At 68.8% G+C, this 23,306-nt stretch carries 18 protein-coding genes and 1 tRNA gene; 13 read left to right on the forward strand and 6 right to left on the reverse strand.

All coding sequences use genetic code 11. The annotated features are described in order from the left end of the window. Positions 1-36 precede the first annotated feature (36 nt). Complete coding sequence (gene nudC / locus DXT68_RS05865) at positions 37-939, forward strand: NAD(+) diphosphatase (RefSeq protein WP_045255499.1); 903 nt, start codon at positions 37-39, stop codon at positions 937-939. Continuing rightward, positions 936-2,657 (forward strand): ATP-dependent helicase, encoded by a 1,722-nt coding sequence (locus DXT68_RS05870; protein WP_045255498.1) that lies wholly within the window; start codon positions 936-938, stop codon positions 2,655-2,657. Before nudC ends, DXT68_RS05870 begins: the two co-directional genes overlap by 4 nt. A gap of 831 nt (positions 2,658-3,488) precedes the next feature. Here the strand turns inward: DXT68_RS05870 and DXT68_RS05875 are convergent. Then, positions 3,489-4,961: a zinc-dependent metalloprotease gene (locus tag DXT68_RS05875; protein WP_045255497.1), complete on the reverse strand. Its 1,473-nt coding sequence runs from the start codon at positions 4,959-4,961 to the stop codon at positions 3,489-3,491. Positions 4,962-5,077: 116 nt separating this feature from the next. Here DXT68_RS05875 and DXT68_RS05880 point away from each other — a divergent pair, with 116 nt between their 5' ends. The 3 genes from DXT68_RS05880 (at position 5,078) to DXT68_RS17400 (ending at position 9,635) form a co-directional block, all read left to right on the forward strand. Next, the gene (locus DXT68_RS05880) at positions 5,078-6,172 is read left to right on the forward strand and encodes a YlbL family protein (protein ID WP_045255496.1); all 1,095 of its coding nucleotides are present in this window, start codon (positions 5,078-5,080) and stop codon (positions 6,170-6,172) included. Between the two features lie 46 nt (positions 6,173-6,218). Further along, entirely contained in the window at positions 6,219-9,119 is a 2,901-nt protein-coding gene (locus DXT68_RS05885; RefSeq protein WP_045255495.1) for a UPF0182 family membrane protein, read from the forward strand. Positions 9,120-9,383: 264 nt separating this feature from the next. Continuing rightward, positions 9,384-9,635, forward strand: coding sequence for a helix-turn-helix domain-containing protein (locus DXT68_RS17400; RefSeq protein WP_373372455.1), 252 nt, complete (start codon positions 9,384-9,386; stop codon positions 9,633-9,635). Between the two features lie 18 nt (positions 9,636-9,653). On the opposite strand, the gene DXT68_RS05895 is transcribed toward DXT68_RS17400, so the two are convergent. From DXT68_RS05895 to DXT68_RS05905, 3 genes are all read right to left on the reverse strand, one after another. Beyond that, a complete protein-coding gene (locus DXT68_RS05895; RefSeq protein ID WP_045255494.1) occupies positions 9,654-9,977 on the reverse strand; it encodes a hypothetical protein in 324 nt (107 codons plus the stop codon). A gap of 10 nt (positions 9,978-9,987) precedes the next feature. Continuing rightward, positions 9,988-10,674, reverse strand: a complete 687-nt coding sequence (locus tag DXT68_RS05900; RefSeq protein WP_162829112.1) for a cutinase family protein — start codon at positions 10,672-10,674, stop codon at positions 9,988-9,990. An 805-nt stretch (positions 10,675-11,479) separates the two neighbouring features. Then, positions 11,480-11,553: transfer RNA gene (locus tag DXT68_RS05905), tRNA-Met, on the reverse strand. 79 nt (positions 11,554-11,632) lie between these two features. Here DXT68_RS05905 and DXT68_RS05910 point away from each other — a divergent pair. Continuing rightward, entirely contained in the window at positions 11,633-12,439 is an 807-nt protein-coding gene (locus DXT68_RS05910) for a carbon-nitrogen hydrolase family protein (protein ID WP_045255492.1), read from the forward strand. Between the two features lie 21 nt (positions 12,440-12,460). Here the strand turns inward: DXT68_RS05910 and DXT68_RS05915 are convergent, their stop codons facing one another. Next, complete coding sequence (locus DXT68_RS05915) at positions 12,461-13,663, reverse strand: aminotransferase class I/II-fold pyridoxal phosphate-dependent enzyme (RefSeq protein WP_045255491.1); 1,203 nt, start codon at positions 13,661-13,663, stop codon at positions 12,461-12,463. Between the two features lie 100 nt (positions 13,664-13,763). Between DXT68_RS05915 and DXT68_RS05925 the strand changes: the two genes are divergently transcribed. From DXT68_RS05925 to DXT68_RS05935, 3 genes are read left to right on the forward strand one after another with little or no spacing between them, the layout of a single operon-like run. After that, a complete protein-coding gene (locus DXT68_RS05925) occupies positions 13,764-15,425 on the forward strand; it encodes a S1C family serine protease (RefSeq protein WP_045255490.1) in 1,662 nt (553 codons plus the stop codon). 55 nt (positions 15,426-15,480) lie between these two features. Next, a complete protein-coding gene (locus tag DXT68_RS05930; RefSeq protein ID WP_045255489.1) occupies positions 15,481-16,734 on the forward strand; it encodes a CDP-glycerol glycerophosphotransferase family protein in 1,254 nt (417 codons plus the stop codon). Beyond that, positions 16,731-18,167 (forward strand): CDP-glycerol glycerophosphotransferase family protein, encoded by a 1,437-nt coding sequence (locus DXT68_RS05935; protein ID WP_045255488.1) that lies wholly within the window; start codon positions 16,731-16,733, stop codon positions 18,165-18,167. The genes DXT68_RS05930 and DXT68_RS05935 overlap by 4 nt, the downstream gene beginning before the upstream one ends. Here DXT68_RS05935 and DXT68_RS05940 read toward each other — a convergent pair whose 3' ends face one another. Then, positions 18,168-19,193: a glycosyltransferase family 2 protein gene (locus tag DXT68_RS05940; protein ID WP_045255696.1), complete on the reverse strand. Its 1,026-nt coding sequence runs from the start codon at positions 19,191-19,193 to the stop codon at positions 18,168-18,170. 147 nt (positions 19,194-19,340) lie between these two features. Here DXT68_RS05940 and DXT68_RS05945 point away from each other — a divergent pair, with 147 nt between their 5' ends. The 4 genes from DXT68_RS05945 (at position 19,341) to DXT68_RS05960 (ending at position 23,210) form a co-directional block, all read left to right on the forward strand. Further along, complete coding sequence (locus DXT68_RS05945; protein ID WP_045255487.1) at positions 19,341-20,624, forward strand: CDP-glycerol glycerophosphotransferase family protein; 1,284 nt, start codon at positions 19,341-19,343, stop codon at positions 20,622-20,624. After that, the gene (locus DXT68_RS05950) at positions 20,624-21,388 is read left to right on the forward strand and encodes a biotin--[acetyl-CoA-carboxylase] ligase (protein WP_045255486.1); all 765 of its coding nucleotides are present in this window, start codon (positions 20,624-20,626) and stop codon (positions 21,386-21,388) included. The genes DXT68_RS05945 and DXT68_RS05950 overlap by 1 nt, the downstream gene beginning before the upstream one ends. A 57-nt stretch (positions 21,389-21,445) precedes the next feature. Then, positions 21,446-21,997, forward strand: a complete 552-nt coding sequence (locus DXT68_RS05955; protein ID WP_045255485.1) for a PH domain-containing protein — start codon at positions 21,446-21,448, stop codon at positions 21,995-21,997. An 88-nt stretch (positions 21,998-22,085) separates the two neighbouring features. Beyond that, positions 22,086-23,210, forward strand: a complete 1,125-nt coding sequence (locus DXT68_RS05960) for a 5-(carboxyamino)imidazole ribonucleotide synthase (protein ID WP_045255484.1) — start codon at positions 22,086-22,088, stop codon at positions 23,208-23,210. Positions 23,211-23,306 lie beyond the last annotated feature (96 nt).

The raw sequence follows: 23,306 nt of genomic DNA on the forward strand, positions 1-23,306 counted from the left end.
GTCCCGCTTCCGCCACGCCCGTGAGAGAGGGAGCCGATGACCATGAAGACCACGTCCCTCGACCGCGCCGCCGAATTGAGGGGCGAGCCCGGCCTCATCGACCGACTCCGTGCCGACCGCACCACCCGAGTGATCGCCACGCGTGGCGGTCGGGTGCGCATCGCGGACGGCGACCTCGATCACGCCACGCTCCTGCGGGTTCCCGTCGAGGAGATCGTCGAGGCCACCTGGGCTCTGCTCGGACGTGACCCCGACGGCCACGCCATCCTGCTGGCCGTCCTGCCGCCCGAGCCCGAGACGGTGAGCGTCGACACGGCCCCGGATGAGATGTGGCTGGGGCTGCGCGATCTGGGTGCCCGTCTCGACCCCGACGAGACCGAGCTGCTCATCGAGGCGCTCGCCCTGGGCGGCTGGCTGCGGGACGCTCCGTTCTGTCCGTCCTGCGGCGGCGGCACCGAGCTCCGACAGGCGGGGTGGTCGAGGCACTGCCTGGTCTGCGGACGCGAGCACTTCCCGCGCACCGATCCTGCCGTCATCGTGGCCGTGGAGAGCGCCGACGGGGAGCGCCTGCTGCTCGGTGCCAACGCGAACTGGGGCGGCCGCATGTACTCCTGCTTCGCGGGGTTCACCGAGGCGGGGGAGTCGCTCGAGGCGACGGTGCACCGTGAGCTCGAGGAGGAGTCCGGCGTCCGGCTCGCCTCGCTGCGCTACGTCTCCTCGCAGCCGTGGCCGTTCCCGCGCTCGCTGATGCTGGGCTTCCGCGCGGTCGTCCTCGATGAGGGCGATGTGCGGCCCGATGGCGAGGAGATCATCGATGCGCGGTGGTTCACCCGCGAGGAGATCGGTTCCGCCCTCGCCGGCGACGGGCCGGTCGGTCTTCCCGGTCCGTCGTCCATCGCCCGCGCCCTGATCGTGTCGTGGTTCGAGGAGCGCGCGTGAGCGCGCTCGACGCCCTCGACGAACGGCAGCGGGAGGCGGCATCCGTGCTGCGCGGACCCGTCGCGGTGCTCGCGGGGGCCGGCACGGGGAAGACGCGTGTGATCACCCACAGGATCGCCCACGGCGTCGATACCGGTGCGTATTCGCCCTCGCGCGTGATGGCGGTGACGTTCACCGCCAAGGCGGCGGGCGAGCTGCGGGGACGTCTGCGGGCACTGGGTGTCGAGGGCGTCGCCGCGCGCACCTTCCATGCGGCCGCTCTGGCGCAGCTCAACTTCTTCTGGCCCACGCTCGCGGGTGCTCCGGCCCCGTCGATCATCGACAACAAGGTGCGCATGCTGGGGCAGGCCGCCGATGCCATGCGACTGCGCCCGAGCACCGCCACACTGCGCGACATCGCCTCCGAGATCGAATGGCGCAAGGTGTCGATGCTGTCGGTCGACGCGCACGCCGGCCTCGGGCGGTCGGTGAGCGGTGTCGACACGCAGCAGCTGGTCGAGCTGCAGCAGCGCTACGAGGCACTGAAGGACGAACGGCATCAGCTGGATTTCGAGGACGTCCTGCTCGCGTGCGCGGGGATGCTGGAGGCGGAGCCCCGAGTGGCTGCCTCCGTGCACGAGCAGTATCGGCACTTCACGGTCGACGAGTATCAGGACGTGTCGCCGTTGCAGAACCGTCTGCTGGAGCTCTGGCTGGGCGACCGGCGCGACATCTGCGTGGTGGGCGATGCCAGCCAGACTATCTACTCGTTCGCCGGGGCCGAGCAGCGTTTTCTGCTCGAGTTCGGACGCCGGCATCCTGATGCGACGGTCGTCCGCCTCGAGACCAACTACCGGTCGCAGGCGCCGATCCTCGAAGCGGCGAACGCGCTCATGAAGGGCAGGCCGGGTGCGCTCGAGCTCGTCCCCGCGCGCGAGACCTTCAACGCGGATGCCCCCACGGTCACCGCGTACGACTCCGAGCGCGAAGAGGCCGAGGGCATCGCCGCGGCGGTGTCGGCACGGATCGCCGCGGGCACCTCGCCCGCCGACATCGCCGTGCTCTACCGTGCGCACGCGCAGTCCGCCGCGCTGCAGCAGGCGCTCGCCGCCGAGGGTGTCGCGACCTCGGTGCTGGGCGGTACGCGGTTCTTCGCGATGCCCGAGGTGCGACAGGCGATCCTCGCGCTGCGGGCAGCGGCCGTCGCTCCCACCGAGCAGGGGTTCCTCCCGGGGGTCCAGCGTGTCCTGCGCGAACTCGGCCTGAGCGACGAGCCTCCTGCCGCGGGTGGCGCGCAGCGCGACGGCTGGGAGGCGCGACGCGCGATCCTCCGGCTCGCGGAGGATGCCGGGCCCGACGAGAACCTGCGCACGTTCAGCGATTCGCTGATGGCTCGTGCCAAGGACCAGCATGAGCCGACCCTGCGCACCGTCACGCTGTCGACGCTGCACGCCGCGAAGGGGCTCGAATGGCCGCACGTGCACCTCGCGGGGTGGGCCGAGGGGGCGCTGCCGATCTCTTATGCCACCGGATTCGAGGCCATCGATGAAGAGCGACGTCTCGCGTACGTCGGTGTCACGCGAGCCGCGCGTACGCTGGCGCTCTCCTGGTCTCGATCCGCGGGGCGAGGGGAACGAGCGCCGTCGCGGTTCCTCGCAGAGATGGGGACGACGGCACGCGGCACCGGCATTCTTCGTGAAATGTCACCGAACGCCACTCGCGCCGACCGTCGCCGCTGATCACCGCATACTCGCCCGGTGACGCGGATGCCGCCAGCAGCCGGGCGACGAGCGTGGCCGCATCGGCGACGCGTGCCGCGCTGAGAGCGCCTGCGGGGCGCGCGATGAGCTGCGCGTGCAGGCGCGGCCATGCCGGATCCTTCGCGCTGTCGTGCGCGTCGCGGCAGCTCAGACACGGCGAGATGCCGGGGATGATCACGGGGCCGACGGTCGTCCGCCCGCGCTCCCACGACACCGGCAGGTGTGCGGTGTCCTCCCGCAGGTAGCGCGCGAACTGCAGCGCCGCGGCCGCCCCCTCCACGAGCACGACGCCGACGTGCCGGGGATCCCCTCGCACTCCGTCGGCCACGCCCTCGTCGATCAGCGCCTCCCGCATCCGGTATTCGCAGCGGCCGTCGAGGACGTCGATGCTCTCCACCCACGCCGCAGGGGGAGAGGGGGCGTCGTCGACCAGCAGCGGCTGGAGCCGCGCCAGCAGCTCGCGCGCGTCGGCGCGCGGTGCGCCGGCTGCATGGGCGACGACGTCGAAAGTCGAGCGGCGGAACCCGGCCGCCATGCGCGCGACGAGCCGCTCCACCCACGGTTCGGAGGCGGGGATCCGCAGAGTCCCCTCGATGCCGATCTGCAGGGTTTCTCCGTCGCGCCACAGCAGAGGGATGGCGGGGTCGAGGCGGGTCGTGATCTGCGGGCTCAGCGGAGGCATCCCTCGATTCTGGGGATCATCGCGTGCCGTGGGACGCCAGGAGGGCGATCGGTGGACAACATCGGTCGCCCTCGGCGTCTGTGCAGAAGAGGTGTCGGTCCGGTGCGCGCACCGGACCGACGGCCGGATCAGACCGGTCGCTCGCCCCCGGTCCCGTCGCCGGGCCCCCCGTCGCCGGGGTCCTCGCCGTCGCGCTCCTCGCCGTCGCGCTCCTCGCCGTCGCGCTCCTCGCTGTCGGTCCCGGAGGCGTCCGTCTCTGCGTTCCTCTCCGACGAGAAGTCGTCGCCGTCGAGCAGACGCGCCAGCGCCTCGTCGAACTCGTCGGCTGCCGGCTCCTCGCCGCGGGCCGTCGCCTGCAGCCGCGCCACCAGTGCGGACGGGTCGTCGATGTCCTCCGAGGTCGGCATCAGGTCGGGGTAGTCCCACAGTGCGTCGCGTCCGGCGGCGCCGACCGCGTCGGTGACGGCCTGCCACATGGCCGACGCCTCGCGCAGCCGGCGCGGGCGGAGCTTGAGTCCGACGAGAGCGCCGAGGGCGTCTTCCGCCGGGCCGCCCACCGCGCGGCGACGTCGTGCGGCCTCGGCGATGCGAGCACCGTCGGGGAGTCGAGACGTGGCCTGGGCGGTGACGACGTCGACCCACCCGTCGATCGTCGCGACCAGGTTCTCGAGCCGCGCCAGCGCCTCGCCCTGCGCCTCCGTCTGCGTAGGCAGCAGTGCGCCGCCCTCGATCGCCGACCGCAGCTCTTCGGGGTTCGAGGGGTCGAGTCGGCTCGCGACGTCTTCCAGCGCGTCGACGTCGACCGTGACGCCCCGCGCGAAGTCGGTGATCTGCGCCATCACGTGCAGGTGCAGCCACTTCGCGTGGCGATAGAGCCTCGCGTAGGCCAGCTCGCGTGTGGCGAGGTAGAGGATGATCTGGTCTTCGGGGATCTCGAGTCCGTCTCCGAAATCGCTGAGATTCTGCGGAATCACCGCTGCCGTTCCGGCCGGGAGCACGGGGATGCCGACATCACCGCCGGACACCACCTCGAGGGCGAGTGTGCCGAGCACCTGTCCGAACTGCGCCGCGAACACCGATCCGCCCAGTCCGCGCATGAGCTTGCCGGCCCCCTGCACGACCTCGCGCATCTCTTCGGGCACCTGGGTGTCGAGGGCGCTGGTGAGCGCATCCGCGATGCTCGTGGACACCGGCTCGGCGATCTCCTTCCACACGGGGAGGGTCGCCTCGACCCACTCGCCGCGGGTCATCGCCCTGGGCCGCTCGGCGAGCTCGGAGATCGTGGTCGCCTCGCTCAGCCACAGATCGGCGAGGGCGAACGAGTCGACCAGCGAGGTACGCGATCCCTCGGTGATGCCGAGTCCGTCGCGGTTGGCGATGTGCAGCGCCTGACGCAGCGCGTTCTCCCACGCATCGCCGCCGAAGGCTCCCTGCAGCTGAGACATGATCGTCTGCATCATCGCCGGGTCGAGCTGGATGCCGTCCATACCGGAGAAGGCGTTCCGCAGCGCTTCGGGGTCGATGTCACCGCCGCCCTGGCCGGCCATCATTCGTCGGAGGAACTCTTCGAAGTCCTCGGGGGTGGGGTCGTTGTCTGGCATGTCGCTCGCCTCTCAGCACGTCTGAAGCCGTGGCATCTACGCTAGTCACCGGAGTGGCCGCCAGACCCCGACGCGGGCAGATCGCTGTACGCCGCCCGCGAACGACGGAGGAAACTGTGGATCGAACCCGGTCTGTGAAGCTCGGGCTGGGCGTCTGGGCGCTGATCGTCGCGCTGATCGCCCTCGTCGTGCTCACCTTCCTTCCGACGCCCTACGTGATCCAGCGTCCGGGCCCGGTGTACGACACCCTCGGCACCGCTGCCGGCGCCGACGGCGAGCAGGTCCCGCTGATCCAGATCGACGGTGCGAAGACATACGAGACGGCGGGAACGCTCGATCTCACGACCGTGCAGGTCGTGGGCAACCGCGAGCGCACGCCCAGCTGGTTCGAGCTCGCTCTGGCGTGGACGGACTCCTCTCGCGCCGTCGTCCCGATCGACTCGGTGTTCCCCGAAGGCGTCACGACCGAGCAGCGCGACGAGCAGAACGCGACGCTGATGGTCGATTCGCAGCACGAGGCGACCGCCGCCGCACTCGATGAGCTCGGATACGACACCGGCGCCGAGGTCGTGGTGCAGCAGGTCATCGACGATTCGCCCGCCGAGGGCAGCCTCGAGGCGGAAGACGTGATCACCGGGGTCGACGGCGCCGCGGTGAGTTCCGCGAAGCAGCTGAAGCAGGCGATCCAGGATGCCGGCGGTGCCCCCGTCGCACTCACCGTGCAGCGCTCGGGCGACGAGCGGGTCGTCGAGGTCACGCCCGAGGCGCAGACCCAGGGGGATGTCACCACCTGGCTCATCGGCGTCTCTCTGCGCACCGACTACGACTTCGCGGTCGACGTCACCCTGCAGCTCGACGACGTCGGCGGTCCGAGCGCGGGAATGATGTTCGCGCTCGGGATCATCGACACGCTCACCGAGGGCGAGCTCAACGGCGGGGAGAACGTCGCCGGCACCGGCACCATCGAGGCCGACGGGACGGTGGGACCGATCGGCGGCATCCGTCAGAAGCTCTACGGCGCGCGTGACGCCGGTGCCGACTACTTCCTCGCGCCCTCGACGAACTGCAATGAGGTCGTGGGGCACATCCCCGACGGGCTCACGGTGGTCAGCACCTCCACGCTCGAAGAGTCACTTGCGGCTCTCGATGTGATCGCCGACGGCGGCGACGTCGATGCCCTGCCGACCTGCGATGTCGTGACCTCCCCGTGACAGGGTGAACAGCCGCCGCACAGTGAGGCGAGCCTAGGATGGAAGGGTGACCTCGACTTCCGCACCGAACCCGGCCACTCCTCGAACCTCGCGAAGAATCTTCGGGATCTCGCTGGCGATCATCGCCGCGCTGATCGCTGCCTTCTTCGTCTTCGCATCGTTCTACACCGAATTTCTCTGGTTCGACCAGGTGGGCTTCACCGGAGTGCTCACCACTCAATGGTTCGCCACGGCGGTGATGTTCGTCGTCGGCTTCCTGGGTATGGCGGTGCCGTTGTTCGTCGCCATCCAGCTCGCGTACCGTCTGCGGCCCGTCTACGTGCGCCTGAGCTCGCAGCTGGACAGGTACCAGGAGGTCATCGAACCGCTCCGTCGCCTCGCGATGTGGGGCATGCCCATCTTCTTCGGCCTGTTCGCCGGCTTCTCCGCGGCCAGCCAGTGGAAGACCGTGTGGCTGTGGGCCAACGGTGTCACCACCGACACCACCGACCCGCAGTTCGGCGTCGACACCGGCTTCTACATGTTCGCGATGCCGTTCTACTCGATCCTGCTCGCGTTCGTGTCCGCCGTGCTCCTGCTGACGCTCGTCGTGACCGCGCTGGTGTCGTACCTCTACGGGTCAGTGCGCATCGGCCAGGGTGAGCTGCGCATCTCCAAGCCCGCGCGCATCCAGCTCGCGATCCTCGCCGGTCTCTATCTGCTCGTGCAGGCGGCGAGCCTCTGGCTCGACCGGTTCAAGACCCTCGTCGCCCAGGACGATCGCATCGTCGGCCCCGCCTACACCGGAGTGAACGCGACGATCCCCGGTCTCGCGATCCTCACCATCATCGCGGCGATCGTCGCGATCCTCTTCTTCGTCACGGCCGTCATCGGCCGCTGGCGCTTCCCGCTGGCCGCGACCGCGCTGCTGATCGTCGCCTCGCTCGTCGTCGGCGTCGGCTTCCCGTGGGCTGTCACGACCTTCCAGGTGCGCCCGAACCAGAACGCCTACCAGGCGGAGTTCTACCAGCGGAACATCGACGGCACGAAAGAGGCGTACGGGGTCGCCAATCTCGAGACGACTCCGTTCGAGGCCGAGACCGACGCCGAGGCGGGGCAGCTGCGCGCGGACGCCGAGACGACGGCATCCATCCGCATCGTCGACCCTGCGGTGATCAGCCCCGCGGTGCGTCAGCTCGAGCAGTACCGCGGGTACTACCAGTTCCAGCAGAACCTCGACGTCGACCGCTACGAGATCGACGGCAAGATGCAGGACACCGTGGTGTCTGTGCGCGACCTCGACATGGAGGGCGTCGACGTCAGCAACTGGAACAACCGCGCCGCGGTCTACACGCACGGCTACGGTCTGGTGGTGGCCGCGGGCAACCAGCGCACGAGCGACGGAGAGCCCGTCTTCCTCGAGCGCGGCATCCCCTCCGCGGGATTCCTCACCGACCAGGAGAACTTCGAGCCCCGCGTGTACTTCGGCGAGAACTCGCCCGAGTACTCGATCGTCGGGTCGCCCGACGGATCGGACCCGGTCGAGATCGACTACCCGCGCGGCAAGGACGGCTCGAACGAGACCAAGACCACGTTCGAGGGCGACGGTGGGCCGAAGATCGGCAACACCTTCACGAAGCTCCTCTACGCGCTGAAGTTCCAGTCCGAGCAGATCCTCTTCTCCAACCTGGTGAACGACGACTCGCAGATCCTCTACGACCGCGATCCGAAGACCCGAGTGCAGAAGGTCGCGCCGTACCTGGAGCTCGACAGCGATCCGTACCCCAGCGTGGTCGACGGCAAGATCGTCTGGATCGTCGACGGCTACACGACCAGCGCCACGTACCCGTACTCGAAGAACGTGAGCCTCTCGGAGGCGATCGCCGACTCGAACCTCCCGTCGCCGACCCTCGCGATCGACGACATCAACTACATCCGCAACTCGGTCAAGGCCACGGTCGACGCATACGACGGATCGGTGACACTCTACGCCTGGGACGACAAGGACCCGGTGCTGCAGACGTGGCAGAACATCTACCCGTCGACGCTCAAGCCGGTCAGCGAGATGTCGTCCGACCTGATGAGCCACGTGCGGTATCCGACCGACCTGTTCAAGGTGCAGCGCGACGTGCTCGGTATCTACCACATCGACACCGCCGGCTCGTTCGCTCAGCAGGACAACCGCTGGCAGACGCCGAACGATCCTCGCAGCGACGCGGTGCTGCAGCCGCCGTACTACCTGACGATGCAGATGCCCGGACAGGACTCCCCGCGGTTCTCGATGTTCTCGACGTTCATCCCGTCGGCGACGGGGAGCGGCGGCAACCGTGACGTTCTGATGGGCTACCTCGCCGTCGACTCGGATGCCGGCTCCGAGGCCGGCGTCAAGGCGGAGGGCTACGGCCAGCTCAGGATGCTCGAGATCGACACCGACACGACCGTGCCGGGCCCGGGACAGGTGCAGAACACCTACAACTCCGACACCGCCGTGGTGCCGCAGCTGAACCTGCTGCAGCAGGGTGAGTCGGAAGTCCTCTACGGAAACCTGCTGACGCTGCCCGTCGGAGGCGGTCTGCTCTACGTGCAGCCGGTCTACGTGCAGTCCTCGGAGGGCACCAAGCTGCCGCGTCTGCAGAAGGTCCTCGTGGCCTTCGGTGACAAGGTGGCGTTCGAAGACACTCTGACGGCAGCACTCGACACGCTCTTCGGTGGAGACTCGGGCGCGACCGGCGGTGACGACCAGGTCGAGCCGACGCAGCCCGATCCCGACACCGGTGAGGTCACCCCGACGGACCCGACCACGCCCACGGATGCGCAGGCCGAGGCTCTCGCCGCCGCGCGGCAGGCGCTCACCGACCGTGACGCCGCGCTCAAGTCCGGCGACCTGACCAAGTTCGCCGAGGCCGACAAGCGCCTCACGGATGCGGTCAACACGCTGCTCGGACTGGAGTCGACATCGGGGGAGTGATCCCGCAGTGAGAGATACAGAATGGGCGCCCCTCCGGGGGCGCCCATTCTGCTTTCGCAGCTCCCTCAGCGCCTTCCCACAGTTCCGAGCCACGATCTCGATCCGGTAGTGCGTGTCGCTAATCAAATCTCTTGATTAATTATGGTATGCGTCGTAGTTTGGATCCCACGCTCCCCGGACTCGTGGACATCCTCGTCAGGCTGAGCGCGGCGAGCGATGTAGCGATTCTGATAACGGAGTGTATTTGTGAGCGACAAATGGGCGGTGGGGTCGCCGGTAGAAGCCGTTGCAGTCTGGCTTTACGCGGCCCGATCCTCCCGTGGGATGTCGCAGGAAGCGATAGCTCTGCGGGCTGGGCTGGCGGTCCCGACGTACGGGCGTTTAGAACGATCGGGCCTACGAGGGCAGATCAGTCAAGCGAAACTAGAAACGTTTCTTCGCCTGCTTTTAGCGCTAGACCCCGATGCGAGCGAGCTGGGTCGGCTGGTAGCCCTGCTGAAGGTGTACGCCGACTGATCTTGGTTGGGCTGCGGATTAGGGGGCCAGCGCCTGACTGCACAGTCCGTGCGCGACAAACGCGGCAATCACTATCAAGACGATCCCCGTCACAGGAACGAAGGACATTGAACGGTGCTGTGCGAAGAGCAGCGAGATCACTCCCGAGGAGGCGACGATCACGACACACACCCAGAAGAAGGCATCAATAGCGGCGTAAAGCAGGGTGCCGTCGCAGGTCTGACCACACCCCGGTACTCCGAGTTGGCGGAGCCAAACAGTGCCCCACGCCGCCATTGCGACGGCGAGCTCCAGGATCCATAGAAGGGCAGTACGGAGCGGACGCGGGGCACTGTCGACCATGAGCCCGATCCTAATTGAAATCGGTCGTCAGGTACTCGAACCATTTGAAGGCCTCAAAGACCTTGTTGTTGGCTTCGTACGAATTATGAATGTTGATTGCCGCCTGCCCGCCAGGATTGGTGCTATCGCAGAAGGCATCTCCCTCGAAGCAATACGAACGGATCTGCTGTTGGTAGCCCACCGTGTTGGAGTTCGGAGGGTATCCCCAGTACTTGAACCCGTTGAGTGTGTTGATGGCTGTCTGGTTGCGCGAGAACAAGCCCGATGACCCGTTTTGAGAACCTGCGACGTTGATGGGCTGGTTCGCCTTGTAGGCGGGATCGCCGAAGACGGCGATGCCTCTGATCGACTGCCTTGCTTTGGCAGAAAGGGAAGGATTGGCAAACGCGTTCAGAACCACATCCGCCCCCTGGGAGTGCCCCATGAGGAAGACAGTGGGCCCGTACTGGCCGCACTGGTTTGCAAGCCAGTTGAGCTCCTGGACGAGAGTATTCATCCCACTTGCAACACTCACCGGGTAGTTTGCGGCACCCGCCGGATAGTTCAATGCAGCGACATAGTAGGAGGGCGCCGCCGCAGCCGCGTGGACACGGATCTGGTCAAGTTCCCCCCCATATCCTCCGCTGTCGTAGAGGCGACCGTTGTGCACCGACCCGCTGCCTGCGGGTGCGTTGGTGCCGCGGACCGCGATGATCACCGCGAAATCGCAGATGTTCCCCGTAAGGGCTGCGTTCGCTGGGGCGGCGCTACTAAGAACACCCCCGAGAAGGAGGGCCGTGGAAAGCATGCTGGTCCACGCTCGCTGGCGACGTCTTGATGACGTACCGGACCGGTTCTTCGCAATTCTCATAAGTTTTTTCCTTCTCTGTGGGGCAGTACTTAGGAGATAAGTACCTGCCTCCGGCGGAGAACAGAGCGTCGGTGGCCTGGTGTGATCGAGGCACTAGGTGTATGCGTCTGCAAAGCGCCGCGCGGTGCAGTGATTGAACGACGATCGCCCGGTCGCTGCGCGGCCCTAGGGGGCTTCGCGCTCACCTCAGCCGTAAACGATCGCGTACGCTGGGGACAGCGCACGACCGTGGTGGTGGTCCTCATCCATTGAAGCGTGGCGGTGCGAACAACTGGAGTAATCTCGATGCTCTTCACACGGCAGTGCGAGTTGATTTTGCCGTCACCGGGCACGGTCGCACTCCCGCGTGCACGGATGACCCCAACCTGTGTCCCCAGCCTTGAGGAGCTGAGCGCGTAAGCCGCCCGAGCTGCTTTCGAGTTTGTAACACTTGGCGCATCGATTGCACAGGCGGTCAGGATGGCGCTCGACCTGTACGACGCCTTGGATCGCGAGTACCACTTTGCAGAGAAGACCGCAGGCTGGGCCGAGCTGCACTTCGTGGCCGTGCAGTCTGATCAGCTCGCCGCACAGCTGTCGACGAGATCTGTCGAATCGTACCCGATTCAAAGGAAAAGGCCCCGAGATCGCGATGATCTCGGGGCCTTACTTGTTGCGGGGACAGGATTTGAACCTGCGACCTCCGGGTTATGAGCCCGGCGAGCTACCGAACTGCTCCACCCCGCGGCACGAGTTACAGCCTAACACGGATTCTGAGGGCTCGCGAATCGAGGTCGGCCCCGGCGCGATGGGGGAGGATGTGAGCATGCCCGCATCCGCCGCCGTGCCCGTCGCCGTCTGCCAGTTCGCTCCGACGGACTCCCGCGAACAGAACCGTGAGCGCCTCGCCGAGCTCGTCGTCGCTGCCGCTGCCCGAGGCGCGCGACTGATCGTCTTCCCCGAGTACTCGAGCTACTTCGTCGATCCCATGGACGACACGCTCGTCGCGAATGCGGAGACGCTGGAGGGCGACTTCGTCACGACGCTGCAGGCCCTGGCGGCAGACCACGGCGTCGTGATCGTCGCGGGCCTGGTGGAGCGCGCCTCCGACGCCGCGCACGTGCACAACACCGTCGTCGCCGTCCGCGGCGACGGCATCCTCGGGGTGTACCGCAAGCAGCACCTGTACGACGCCTTCGGCCAGAAGGAGTCCGACTGGATCGAGGCGGGCGAGCTCACGGCGCCGACCTTCGAGGTCGCCGGCATGCGCTTCGGCCTCATGACCTGCTACGACCTGCGCTTCCCCGAGGTCGCCCGCATGCTCGTCGATGCCGGCGCTGACGCGCTCGTCGTCCCCGCCGAATGGGTGCGCGGCCCCCTCAAAGAGCATCACTGGACCACATTGCTCGCGGCGCGCGCGATCGAGAACACCGTCTACGTGGTCGCGGCCGATCACCCGACCCCGGTCGGGGTGGGACACTCGCAGATCATCGACCCGCAGGGCGTCGTCCTGGCCGGAGTCGGAGTGAGCGAGGGCATCGCCCTCGCGCCCGTCGAGCGCGCCGTAATCGAGCGGGTGCGGGAGAGCAACCCGGCCTTGCAGCTCAGACGGTACCGGGTCAGCCCGCGCTGACCGCGGGAGTCGCTCCGTCGATCAGAACTCCGCGGTGCTGAGCCGTGCGGCGGCCTCCTGCAGCACGTCGATGCGCTTGCACGCGGCGAACCGCACGAGCCCGGTGTACTCGTCTCGCCGAGCCGTCGATACGAAGGCGGTGAGGGGGATGGCCACGACACCCGCCCGCTCGGGCAGCTCCCGGCAGAACTGCGCCGCATCGGCACCGCCGAGCCCCGACGCGTCGGCCACGGTGAAGTAGCCCCCCTGTGGCGCGTGGACGACGAACCCGGCGTCCCTCAGCCCGGCGCCGAGGATCTCGTGCTTGCGCGCCAGTGCCGCCGCCGCCCCCGCGAAGTAGTCGTCGCCGAGGCGCAGACCGACGGCGACGGCGGGCTGGAAGGGCGCCCCGTTCACATAGGTCAGATACTGCTTGACGGTCAGGACGGCGGTGATCAGCGCGGCCGGGCCATGCACCCAGCCGATCTTCCAGCCCGTGGCCGAGAATGTCTTGCCCGCCGACGAGATCGTCAGCGTGCGCGCCGCGCCGCCGGGCAGCGAGGCGATCGGAGTGTGCGGCGAGTGGAACGACAGATGCTCATACACTTCGTCGGTGACGATGATCGCGTCGTGCCGATCGGCGAGCCGGATCACCTCGTCGAGCACCTCTCGGTCGAACACCGCGCCGGTCGGATTGTGCGGGTCGTTGACGAGGATGATCCGGGTGCGGTCGGTGACCGTCTCAGCGAGCAGATCCAGGTCCGGCCGGAAGTCCGGGGCGCGCAGGGGGACCGTCCGCAACCGTGCTCCGGCCAGCGCGACCGCTGCCGCGTACGAGTCGTAGTACGGCTCGAAGACGACCACCTCGTCGTCCGGTCCGTCGATCAGCGCGAGCAGAGCGGCGGTCAGAGCCTCCGTCGCACCGGCCGTCACGATCACCTCGCTCGCCGGGTCGACCTCCAGCCCGTAGAAGCGCTGCTGATGCTCGCTGATCGCGGCGAGCAGATCTGGTGCGCCCCGACCGGGCGGGTACTGGTTGACCCCTCGGGAGATCGCCTCGCGGGCGGTGTCGAGCACCTCCCTCGGGCCGTCCTCGTCGGGGAAGCCCTGCCCGAGGTTGATCGCCCCGGTTCTGGCCGCCGCGGCGGACATCTCTGCGAAGATGGTGGGTGCGACGGTTCCGTCGGCTGCGAGCAGGCCGGCTCCCGCTGCCGTACGCCGCCAGGCGCCGGGGATCTCATTCATGGAGAACAGGCTAAGGCCATAGCGGAAACTCATCTGCACCATACGAAACGCACAGACAGAGTCGTCATTCTGAAGGGGCGTTGTTGAAGGAGCACACACCATGAACGAAGACAACACCCACGACCACACGTCACCCGCGTCGAACGACGCCGTGCCGTCCACCGAGGTGCCAGGGGCCGTCGACCATTCGACGACGAACGGCGCCGCTGAGACCCGTACCGACCTGCCCGCGCCCGTCGGGCAGGGACACGAGATGCCGCAGACGTTCACGTCGGCGTCCTCTGCTTTCACACCACCGCAGGCACCCGCGGCGCCGCAGGATCCCGCAGCGGGCGGCGCCCCCGCATTCGCCGCGCCCCACGCTGCGCCCGTGCCGCAGCAGCCCGCGGCGTTCGCTGCTCCGAGCGGTGTCGGCGCCCCGGACGCATCGGCATACGGACCTGCCCCGACGCACCCCGGCGCCGCCACCGCGGCCGCTCCGGGTGCCGCCTTCGGCATCCACTCGGCGCATCAGGCCGGGCAGGGTGAGCCGTTCGCGCCTCCGGCGAAGACCAAGGAGAAGCCGCGTGCCGGTGTGAAGTTCGCTGCCATCGTGGTCGCGGCCGCGCTCGTCGGCGGCGTCGCCGGATTCGGCGGGGGAGCGATCCTCAACGGGATCTCCAACCAGACCTCGACCGGCGTGGCGCAGGGACCCGACACCGTGACGGTGAACAATCCGGGATCCGTCAACGAGACCACCGCGGTCGCGACGGAGGCGTTGCCGTCGGTCGTCACCATCGAGGTCGCGGGCTCGGATCAGGGCGGCAGCGGTTCGGGCGTCATCATCAGCGACGACGGCTACGTGCTCACGAACACCCACGTCGTGACGCTCGGCGGTGCGGTCGCCGATCCCACCATCCGGGTCACGACGTCGGATGGCCGTATCTACGCCGCGACCGTGGTCGGCACCGACCCGATCTACGATCTCGCCGTCATCAAGCTGACCGACGCCAAGGACCTCACCCCGATCGAGTTCGCCGATTCCTCGTCGCTCAACGTGGGAGACACGGCGGTCGCGCTCGGTGCGCCGCTCGGTCTGTCGAACTCGGTCACCACCGGAATCGTCAGCGCGCTGAACCGCAGCATCCAGATCGCTTCGTCCGCTCTGCCCGACTCGTCGTCGGAAGACGCTCCCCAGCAGGAGGAGACGCCGCCGGAGGGGCAGGGCCAGGGGCCGTTCCAGTTCGATCTGCCGGGCAACACCTCGCAGCAGGGCTCCGATTCGATCTCGATCGCCGTCATCCAGACGGACGCCGCGATCAATCACGGCAACTCGGGCGGCGCGCTCGTCAACAGCAAGGGCGAGCTGATCGGCATCAACGTGGCCATCGCGAGCTCGGGCAACTCCGAGGAGGGCGGATCCATCGGCATCGGCTTCGCGATCCCCTCGAACATCGCCGAGCGCGTCTCGAAGGAGATCATCGCCGACGGTGCCGCGACGCACGGTCTTCTCGGCGCCTCGGTGCAGGATGCCGCCAGCGCGGAGAACGCCGCGGTCGCCGGCGCGCTGATCGCCGATGTGTCCGGCGGGGGTGCTGCCGCCACGGGTGGGCTCAAGAAGGGCGACGTGGTCACCGCATTCAACGGCGTCCCGATCACGAGCGCGACCGATCTGACCGCCCAGGTCCGTGCGGCCGCAGGCGGCAGCGACGCCAAGGTCACCTACATCCGCGGAGGGAAGCAGTTCGAGAGCGACGTCACCCTGGGAGCTCTCGCCGGCTGATCACCCGGACCCCCGGGTCACCGAGAAGGACGCCACCCCGCGATAGGCTCGCGGAGTGGCGTCCTTCTCTTTCGGCTCCGGCAATGCGGCCAAGCTGCTGCGGATCCCGGTCTACCTCGCCGGTCGCGTCGGTACGTCCGTCGTACCGCGCGGCTCACGCTGGGTGTTCGGATGCGGCGCCGGCATCGGAGACGGCGCGCTCGCGCTGCAACGGCACGCTGCGGCGCTGGGCCACGACACGCTCTGGCTCACGTCCTCGGATCGTGAGGATGCCGATGCCGCCGCCCTGGGCCTGCGCACCGTGCGCAAGCACGGGCTGCGCGGGTGGTGGGCGACCGCGCGGGCCGGCGTCGTCGTGGTGACCCACGGCCTGGGCGATGCGAACCGCTACGCGATCGCCGGCGCATTCGTCGTGCAGCTCTGGCACGGCATCCCCCTCAAACGGATCGGGTTGGACTCGCCCGCCACGACGCAGGTTCCCGACGTTCCGGGTGCGGCGGTGCTGCGACGCCTCGTCGAGTTCCTTTACCGTCGGGCGGCACAGCGCATCCGCGTGCTCCCGGCCGCGTCGCATCGATCCCGTGGACGCCTCGAGTCGGCGTTCGGCCTCGGCGACGATCGGGTGGTCGTGACCGGTGAGCCACGCGTCGACGTGCTCTCGGCAGCGGATCCCGACGAGCGGCGGGCGACGGCATCCCTCGTCCTCGACCGTGCACTCGGGGAACCCCGGAGGTCCTCCCGCACGATCCTCTACGCGCCCACCTGGCGCGACGGCGCGCCCGACCCCGCGATACCGGATGCAGGGCAGTGGGTGCGGATCATCCGGATGCTGGAGGATCACGATGCCGTGCTCCTCGTCCGCTCGCATCCGCTGGGCGAGGGCGGGTACGCGCCTCCGTTGCCGACCAGGCGGGTGAAGACGCTCGGTTCTCATGTGCTCGCCGACGTGACCCCGATACTGCCGGCGGTCGACCTGCTGATCACCGACTACTCCTCGCTCGCGTACGACGTCGGGCTCCTGGCGATGCCGGTGCTCTATCTCGCCCCCGACGTCGCCGAGTACGGCCGCACCCGGGGGTTCTACGGTCGTTTCCGCGACGTGGCGGGCGACGAGTGGGCCGCGGACTGGGATGCCGCGGTTGCGCAGATGTCGGCCCTGCTGGACGACGACGACGTGTTCGCCGCCGCCGCAGAGCGTTCCGCTACGCTCAGCGCGGAGATGCATGCATTCCGCGATGGGCGCAACACCCAGCGGGTGTACGAGAAGATTCGCGCGCGCGGTGTCGCCGCGCCGAAGGGAGCAGTATGACCACGGCCCGGATCGATGATGCGGCGGAGACGCTGGTCATCGCAGGGACAGGTCCGCGTCCCTCCAGCGCCGAACTGATCGGACCGCGCGCCAGTGTCGCCGCTCGGATCACCGGCGGAGGCAAGACGTGGAAGGCGACCGTCCCGCTTCGTGCGTCGCGCTGGGGCGGGCCCGAGCTGCCGCTCCCGGCCGGGGACTACGAGATCCGCATCCCGGGCGTGGACCTCGGCGGTCTCGCGCTCGCACCGGAGGTGCTGTCCGGCGTGCGGATAGCGGTCCGCGGTGGCACGGCCGTCATCGCGGCTCCGGTCGATCCCGCCTACGAGACTCCTGAAGGCCAGGCGACCCTCGAGGGGCGCTACCTCGCGCACGCCGGCGGAACCGAGAACGCGGTGTTCTTCGAGAGCTTCTACGGGCGCACCGTCGGGTGCAATCCGCAGGCCATCGATCGGGCGCTCGCCGCAGCAGCGCCGGCGGTCGTGCGCTACTGGAGCGTTGCCGATCTCTCGGTGGCGGTTCCGCACGGTGCCATCGCGGTCGTCGAGGGCAGCCCGGAGTGGTGGCGCGCTCGCGCCTCCGTCCGGCTCCTCGTCGTCAACGATTGGCTGCGCCGACGGTTCGCCCGCAAACCGGGTCAGAAGGTGCTGCAGACCTGGCACGGCACTCCGTTGAAGCGGCTCGCGCTGCATCGTCCGGGTTTCGACCTGCGTCGCATGGCAGCCGTCGTGAAGGAGTCGCGCCGCTGGGACGTCCTGCTCGCGCAGAACGCGTATTCGGAGCGCATTCTCCGCAAGGCATACGCCTTCTTCGGACGCCCCATCTGGGTCGAGGGGTACCCCCGCGACGATGTGCTGGTGACGGGGGACGCGGCGGCGATCCGTGCCGATCTCGGAATAGGCGCCGACGAACGCGTGCTGCTCTACGCGCCCACCTGGCGCGACGACCGCGCGGCGATGGTCGACTTCGTCGACGCGGAGGCACTCGCTCGCCAGACGGACTCCGTCGTGCTCGTCCGCGGCCACTCCCGCACGATCGACACCGATCGCGACCGCGCCGGCGCTCGTGTGATCGACGTCACCGGATACCCCGAGACGTCGAAGCTGCTGCTCGCCGCCGACGCCCTGATCACGGACTACTCCTCGGTGATGTTCGACTTCAGTGTGACGGGCAAGCCGATGTTCTTCCTCGTACCCGACCTCGACCACTACCGCGGCCAGCTGCGCGGGTTCTACTTCGACCTCGAGAGCAGGGCGCCCGGCCCGCTGGTCCGCTCGCAGGAGGAGCTGGTCACCGCGCTGGCCGATCCCACGCTCACGGAGGCCTTCGCGCAGCGGTACGCGGCGTGGCGCGCTCAGTTCAACACCCGCGACGACGGTCACGCGGCGGAGCGGGTGGTCGCTCGCATCCTCGATCAGGGGTACGTCACGCGCTGATCAGGGGAGCGGGGTGTTGCGGGTGCCGAGTCGCGACGCGTCGACGGTGTCTCGGGCTCCGCGGAGCACGCCACCCAGGAACCCGAAGCCCCATGAGAGGTGCATCGTCGGCAGCACCGCGGCGGTCCACAGCCGTTGGCGCGGGCCGCCACCGCCGGGCAGAGCGGCCACGACGAGCACGAGGAGCACGTAGGCGAGCAGCGGCAGGTAGATCACCGCGGAGAGGATCGCGGAGAGAACCCCGGTCACGGCCCCGACGAGCTGCGTGATGCCGAGCAGAACGGCGGTGGCGAGCAGCGCGACGAGCGCGGGCGGTGCGAAGAAGCGGATGCCGTTGCGGCGCCCGTACCGGCGCACGAGCTCGCCTCTCCATGCTCCGGTGGCCCGGAACTGTCGGGCCAGACGCAGCCAGCTCTCCCGCGGCCAGTAGGTGACCGAGAGGCTCGGGTCGAACCACACCCGGTGTCCGGCCTGGCGGATGCGGAGGTTGAGCTCCCAGTCCTCGCCGCGGCGGATCGACTCGTCGAAGAGCCCGACCTCCTCGAGCACGTCACGGCGCATGACGCCCAGGTAGGCGGATTCGGCCTCGCCCTCGTGCGTCCCGCCGTGGTAGGCGCCGCCCCCGAGTCCGACGGGGGAGTTGTACAGCCGGGCGACGGCTCGCTGGAAGGGTGTCCTGCCGTCGGCGTGCATCACGCCGCCGACGTTCGCGGCGCCGGTGCGCCGCAGTGTCTCGAGGGCCCGCGCGGCATAGCCGGGGGAGAGTTCGGAGTGGGCGTCGACCCGCACGATCGTGGCGTACCGGCTCGCTCGGATCGCCGCGTTCAATCCCACCGGGATGTGCGCGGCGGGGTTGTCGACGAGCCGGATCCGCTCGTCGTCGGCGGCGAGGCGCTGTGCGAGGGCGGTGGTGCCGTCGGTCGACGGTCCGAGGGCGAGCACGAGTTCGGCGGGCACCGTCAGCTCCTGCGCGAGCACAGACCGGACGGCGTGCTCGAGGTAGGCGCGCTCGTTCAGGACGGGCATGACGAAGGACACCCCGTCGTCGGGGGCGTCGATCTCGTTGTCAGGCACATGACGATCATGGCATGTGCTCTCGGACGTTCGCTGATGCGGGCGCGGGCTGCCGGCGATCGGCTGAGCACCTCGGGCCCCACTCGGTATCCTGGAGGGATGGGTGCTGTGTCCGATGCGAAGAAGGCCTACCGTCTGCTGAAGAGGGCTCTCGCCTCGCGTACCGCGGTGCAGCGGGTGCGCCGCAGACTGGCCGACCGGGAGCCGCACCCGTCAGGGCGATACCAGATCGCGGTCTACTTCGCCGACGGTGCGGTGAACATGTACCAGATGCGGCAGTGGTATCGGCCGTTGGCGGAGCTCGCGAAGCGCTGGCCGGTCGTGGTGCTGGCTCGCTCGGCCACGGGCGCGGACAGGCTTCTCGACGAGGACGGCCCTCCCGTCGCGTTCGTCCCGACCGTGCGCGACCTGGAGCAGTTCGTCGCTTCGCAGGACATCCGCATCGTCCTGTACGTGAACCAGAACACGCGCAACTTCCAGATGTTCCGCTACGGTCGCCGCTGGCATGTGTTCATCAACCACGGCGAGTCCGACAAGATGTACATGACGACGAATCAGTACAAGGCCTACGACTACGCCTTCGTCGCGGGTCAGGCGGCGCGGGATCGCCTCGCACGCACGCTCTGGGACTGGGACATCGAGCGCCGCACCCTCGAGATCGGCCGCCCGCAGGCCGACCACTATTCGGGCACGCTCCCGTACACCCCCGATGACCGCACCGTCGTGCTGTACGCGCCCACGTGGGAGGGCGACCGGCCGAGCGCCCACTACGGTTCGATCGCCTCGCACGGCGAGGCGCTCGTGGGCGCGCTCCTCGCCTCGTCCGCCCACCGCGTGGTGTATCGGCCGCATCCCCGCAGCGGCGTCGTCGACGACGCCTACGGCGCTGCGCACCGGCGGATCGTGGCGGCGATCACCGCGGCGAACGCCGCCGATCCCGCCGCGCAGCACGTGTACGACAACGGCCCTGACCTGGGCTGGCAGCTCGCGGCTGCCGATGTCGCGATCGTCGACATCTCGGCGATGGTCTACGACCGCCTCGCCGTCGGCAAGCCTCTGATGATCACCCGGCCGGTCGACGACCGCGCATCGATCGACACCAACGGCTACCTCTCGGACTGCGAGTGGCTCGAGGCGGATGCCGCCTCCGACATCATCGCGGAGGTCGAGCGCGTGCGCGCGGACGAGGGCGCCGTCGCCCGGTTGCGGATGTGGGTGCAGCACTACTTCGGCGACACGACGCCCGGAGTCGCCACCGCGAAGTTCCACGGTGCGATCGAGGAGCTCATGCGCCGGTGGGACCGCTGGCAGGCCCACGAGATCGGTGCGGTGCGCCCCGACGAGGACGACGACGACGAAGAGGCCGACGAGGAGGAGCTCTGATGGACCTCGCCGCGACCAGGGGAGTGGCCTCGCGACTCGAGGTCCTGCCCGCCATCGGATCGACGAACGCGGCGCTCTCCGAGCGTGCGGCCGATGCCGTGGCCTGGCCGCACCTCTCGGTGCTGCTCACCGACACTCAGACGGCCGGGCGCGGCCGGCTCGATCGCTCGTGGACGGCGCCCCCCGGATCCTCGCTGGCGGTATCGGTGCTTCTGCGTAGGCTTCCCGCCGACCCCGACGCCCGCGGGTGGATCTCCCTCGCGGCGGGTCTTGCGATGGCCGAGGCGGTGGCGGAGCAGCTGCCCGACCGTCGAGTGGCGGTCAAGTGGCCGAATGACGTGCTCGTGGAGGGGCGCAAGATCTGCGGCATCCTGGCGCAGGCGGTGCCCGACGCCGTGATCGTGGGAACCGGCGTCAACACGTCCATGACCGCCGCGCAGCTCCCGGTGCCGACCGCGACGTCGTTCGCCGCGCTCGGCGTGGTCGTCGACGAGGACCGGCTGCTCTCGGTGTATCTGCGCGAGCTCGACGGGCGGATCTCCGATCTCGTGCACGCCGGCGATGCCGTCGCCAGTGGACTGCACGCCGCCGTCTCGGCGCGATGCGCGACGATCGGCGCCGACGTGCGGGTGACGCTCCCCGGGGAGCGGATGCTCGTCGGCACTGCTGTCGCGGTGGATCCCGCCGGACGGCTGGTCGTGCTCTCGGCCGGCCAGCACGTCGCCGTCTCGGCCGGCGACGTGGTGCATGTCCGGCCGGCCTGAGTCTGACACGCCCGGGGCGCGCAGGCCGATGTCGGCGGTTCCAGGCACAATGGAGACGTGACGCAGCCAGTGACCCTCGGCGGACGGCCGACGATGCCACCTCCCGGTGTGCCGTCGGAGGAGCTGCTGATCGCGCGTTTCCGCGGCCATGCCCGACGGCTGTTCTGGTCGGCGATCGTGCTGATCGCGGTGTTCGGCGCCACCGCCTACTTCTATGACAACATCCCGGCTCCGTTCGAGGACTGGATGCTCCTCAGCGCTGCCGGCGGCCTGGTCCTGGTTCTCGTGATCGTGCCCTACATCGTCTGGTACTCGCGCACAGTGACGGTCACGACACGGCGGGTCATCGTGCGCCACGGCATCGGCGCGCAGAGTCGTCGCGAGATGTCCCACGCCAGGGGCTACACGATCGGCGTGCGTCGGGGCGTCCTGCAGCGGATGTGGGGGACCGGCACGATCTCGCTCTCCAACGGCGTCGATGCGCCGCTGCGACTGGCGAACGTGCCGAATGTCACGCTGGTGCACGAGACCCTCGCCGACCAGATCGAGGTCAGTCAGATCCTCGCGCACAGAGATGCGCAGTCCGGCTCCGACACCGCCTCGTTCTGAGTCGGCCGAGCGTTCTCTTGCTGCGCGTGGAGTGTGTCCGAACGCTGTGGTGATGCGCGAGAATGGTCACGACGATGGGAGACGGCACATGGCGTTGCGTGTGGGTGTGATCGGTGGAGGCCAGCTGGCCAGGATGATGATCGCTCCGGCGGTGGAGCTCGGACTCGACCTTCGGGTGCTGGCCGAGGACGAGGGGATGTCGGCCGGTCTCGCCGCGACGGCCGTCGGCGACTATCACGATCTCGATGTCGTCCGCGCGTTCGTGAAGGACGTCGACGTCGTCACCTTCGACCACGAGCACGTTCCGCAGGACATCCTCCGCGCGCTGGTCGCGGACGGTGTGGCCGTGCACCCCGGACCGGATGCCCTGCAGTTCGCCCAGGACAAGCTGCTCATGCGCGCGCGCCTCGCCGAACTCGGTGTGCCGCAGCCCGAGTGGGCTCCGGTGCGAGACGCCACCGAGCTGCAGGCGTTCCTCGACGATCACGGCGGCAGGGCGGTCGTGAAGACGCCGCGCGGCGGGTACGACGGCAAAGGGGTTCGCGTCGTCCGGTCCGGCACCGATGCCGCCGACTGGTTCCAGGCGCTCGCCGACGGTGACGCGCTTCTCGTCGAGGAGCTCGTCGGATTCGTGCGGGAACTCGCGCAGCAGGTCGCGCGTCGTCCCGGTGGACAGGCCGTGGCCTATCCCGTCGTCGAGACGGTGCAGCGCGACGGCGTGTGCGCCGAGGTGCTCGCTCCCGCCCCGCAGGCGTCGGAGCGGCTCGTCCAGCTGGCCGAGGAGATCGGTCGCTCGATCGCCGACGGGCTCGGCGTCACCGGCATGCTGGCGGTCGAGCTCTTCGAGACCGATGACGAACGCATCCTCGTGAATGAACTGGCGATGCGCCCGCACAACAGCGGGCACTGGAGCCAGGACGGCGCGGTGACCGGACAGTTCGAACAGCATCTCAGGGCGGTGGCCGATCTGCCTCTCGGCGATACGACGCCACGCGCCCCCTGGTCGGTGATGATCAACATTCTCGGCGGACCGCAGGACGGCTCGCTCGGCGACCGTTTCGCTGCGGCGATGGCCGGGTATCCGACAGCGAAGATCCACACGTACGGCAAGGCGCCGCGTCCCGGACGCAAGGTCGGTCACGTGAACGTGTCGGGTGCGGATCTCGACGACGCGGTGTATGTCGCCAGAGCGGCTGCCGCGCACTTCGACTGAGGGGCACGAGGGGCGTGCCGTTCGGGGATTCTCCCAGTAGCAGACCGTAGCCTGGGGAAGTGACCGAGCCTCTGCACTCTTCCACCGCGCCGCTGG

Origin of the sequence: Microbacterium foliorum, from assembly GCF_003367705.1 — a bacterium.
GTDB classification, from domain to species: Bacteria; Actinomycetota; Actinomycetes; order Actinomycetales; family Microbacteriaceae; genus Microbacterium; species Microbacterium foliorum.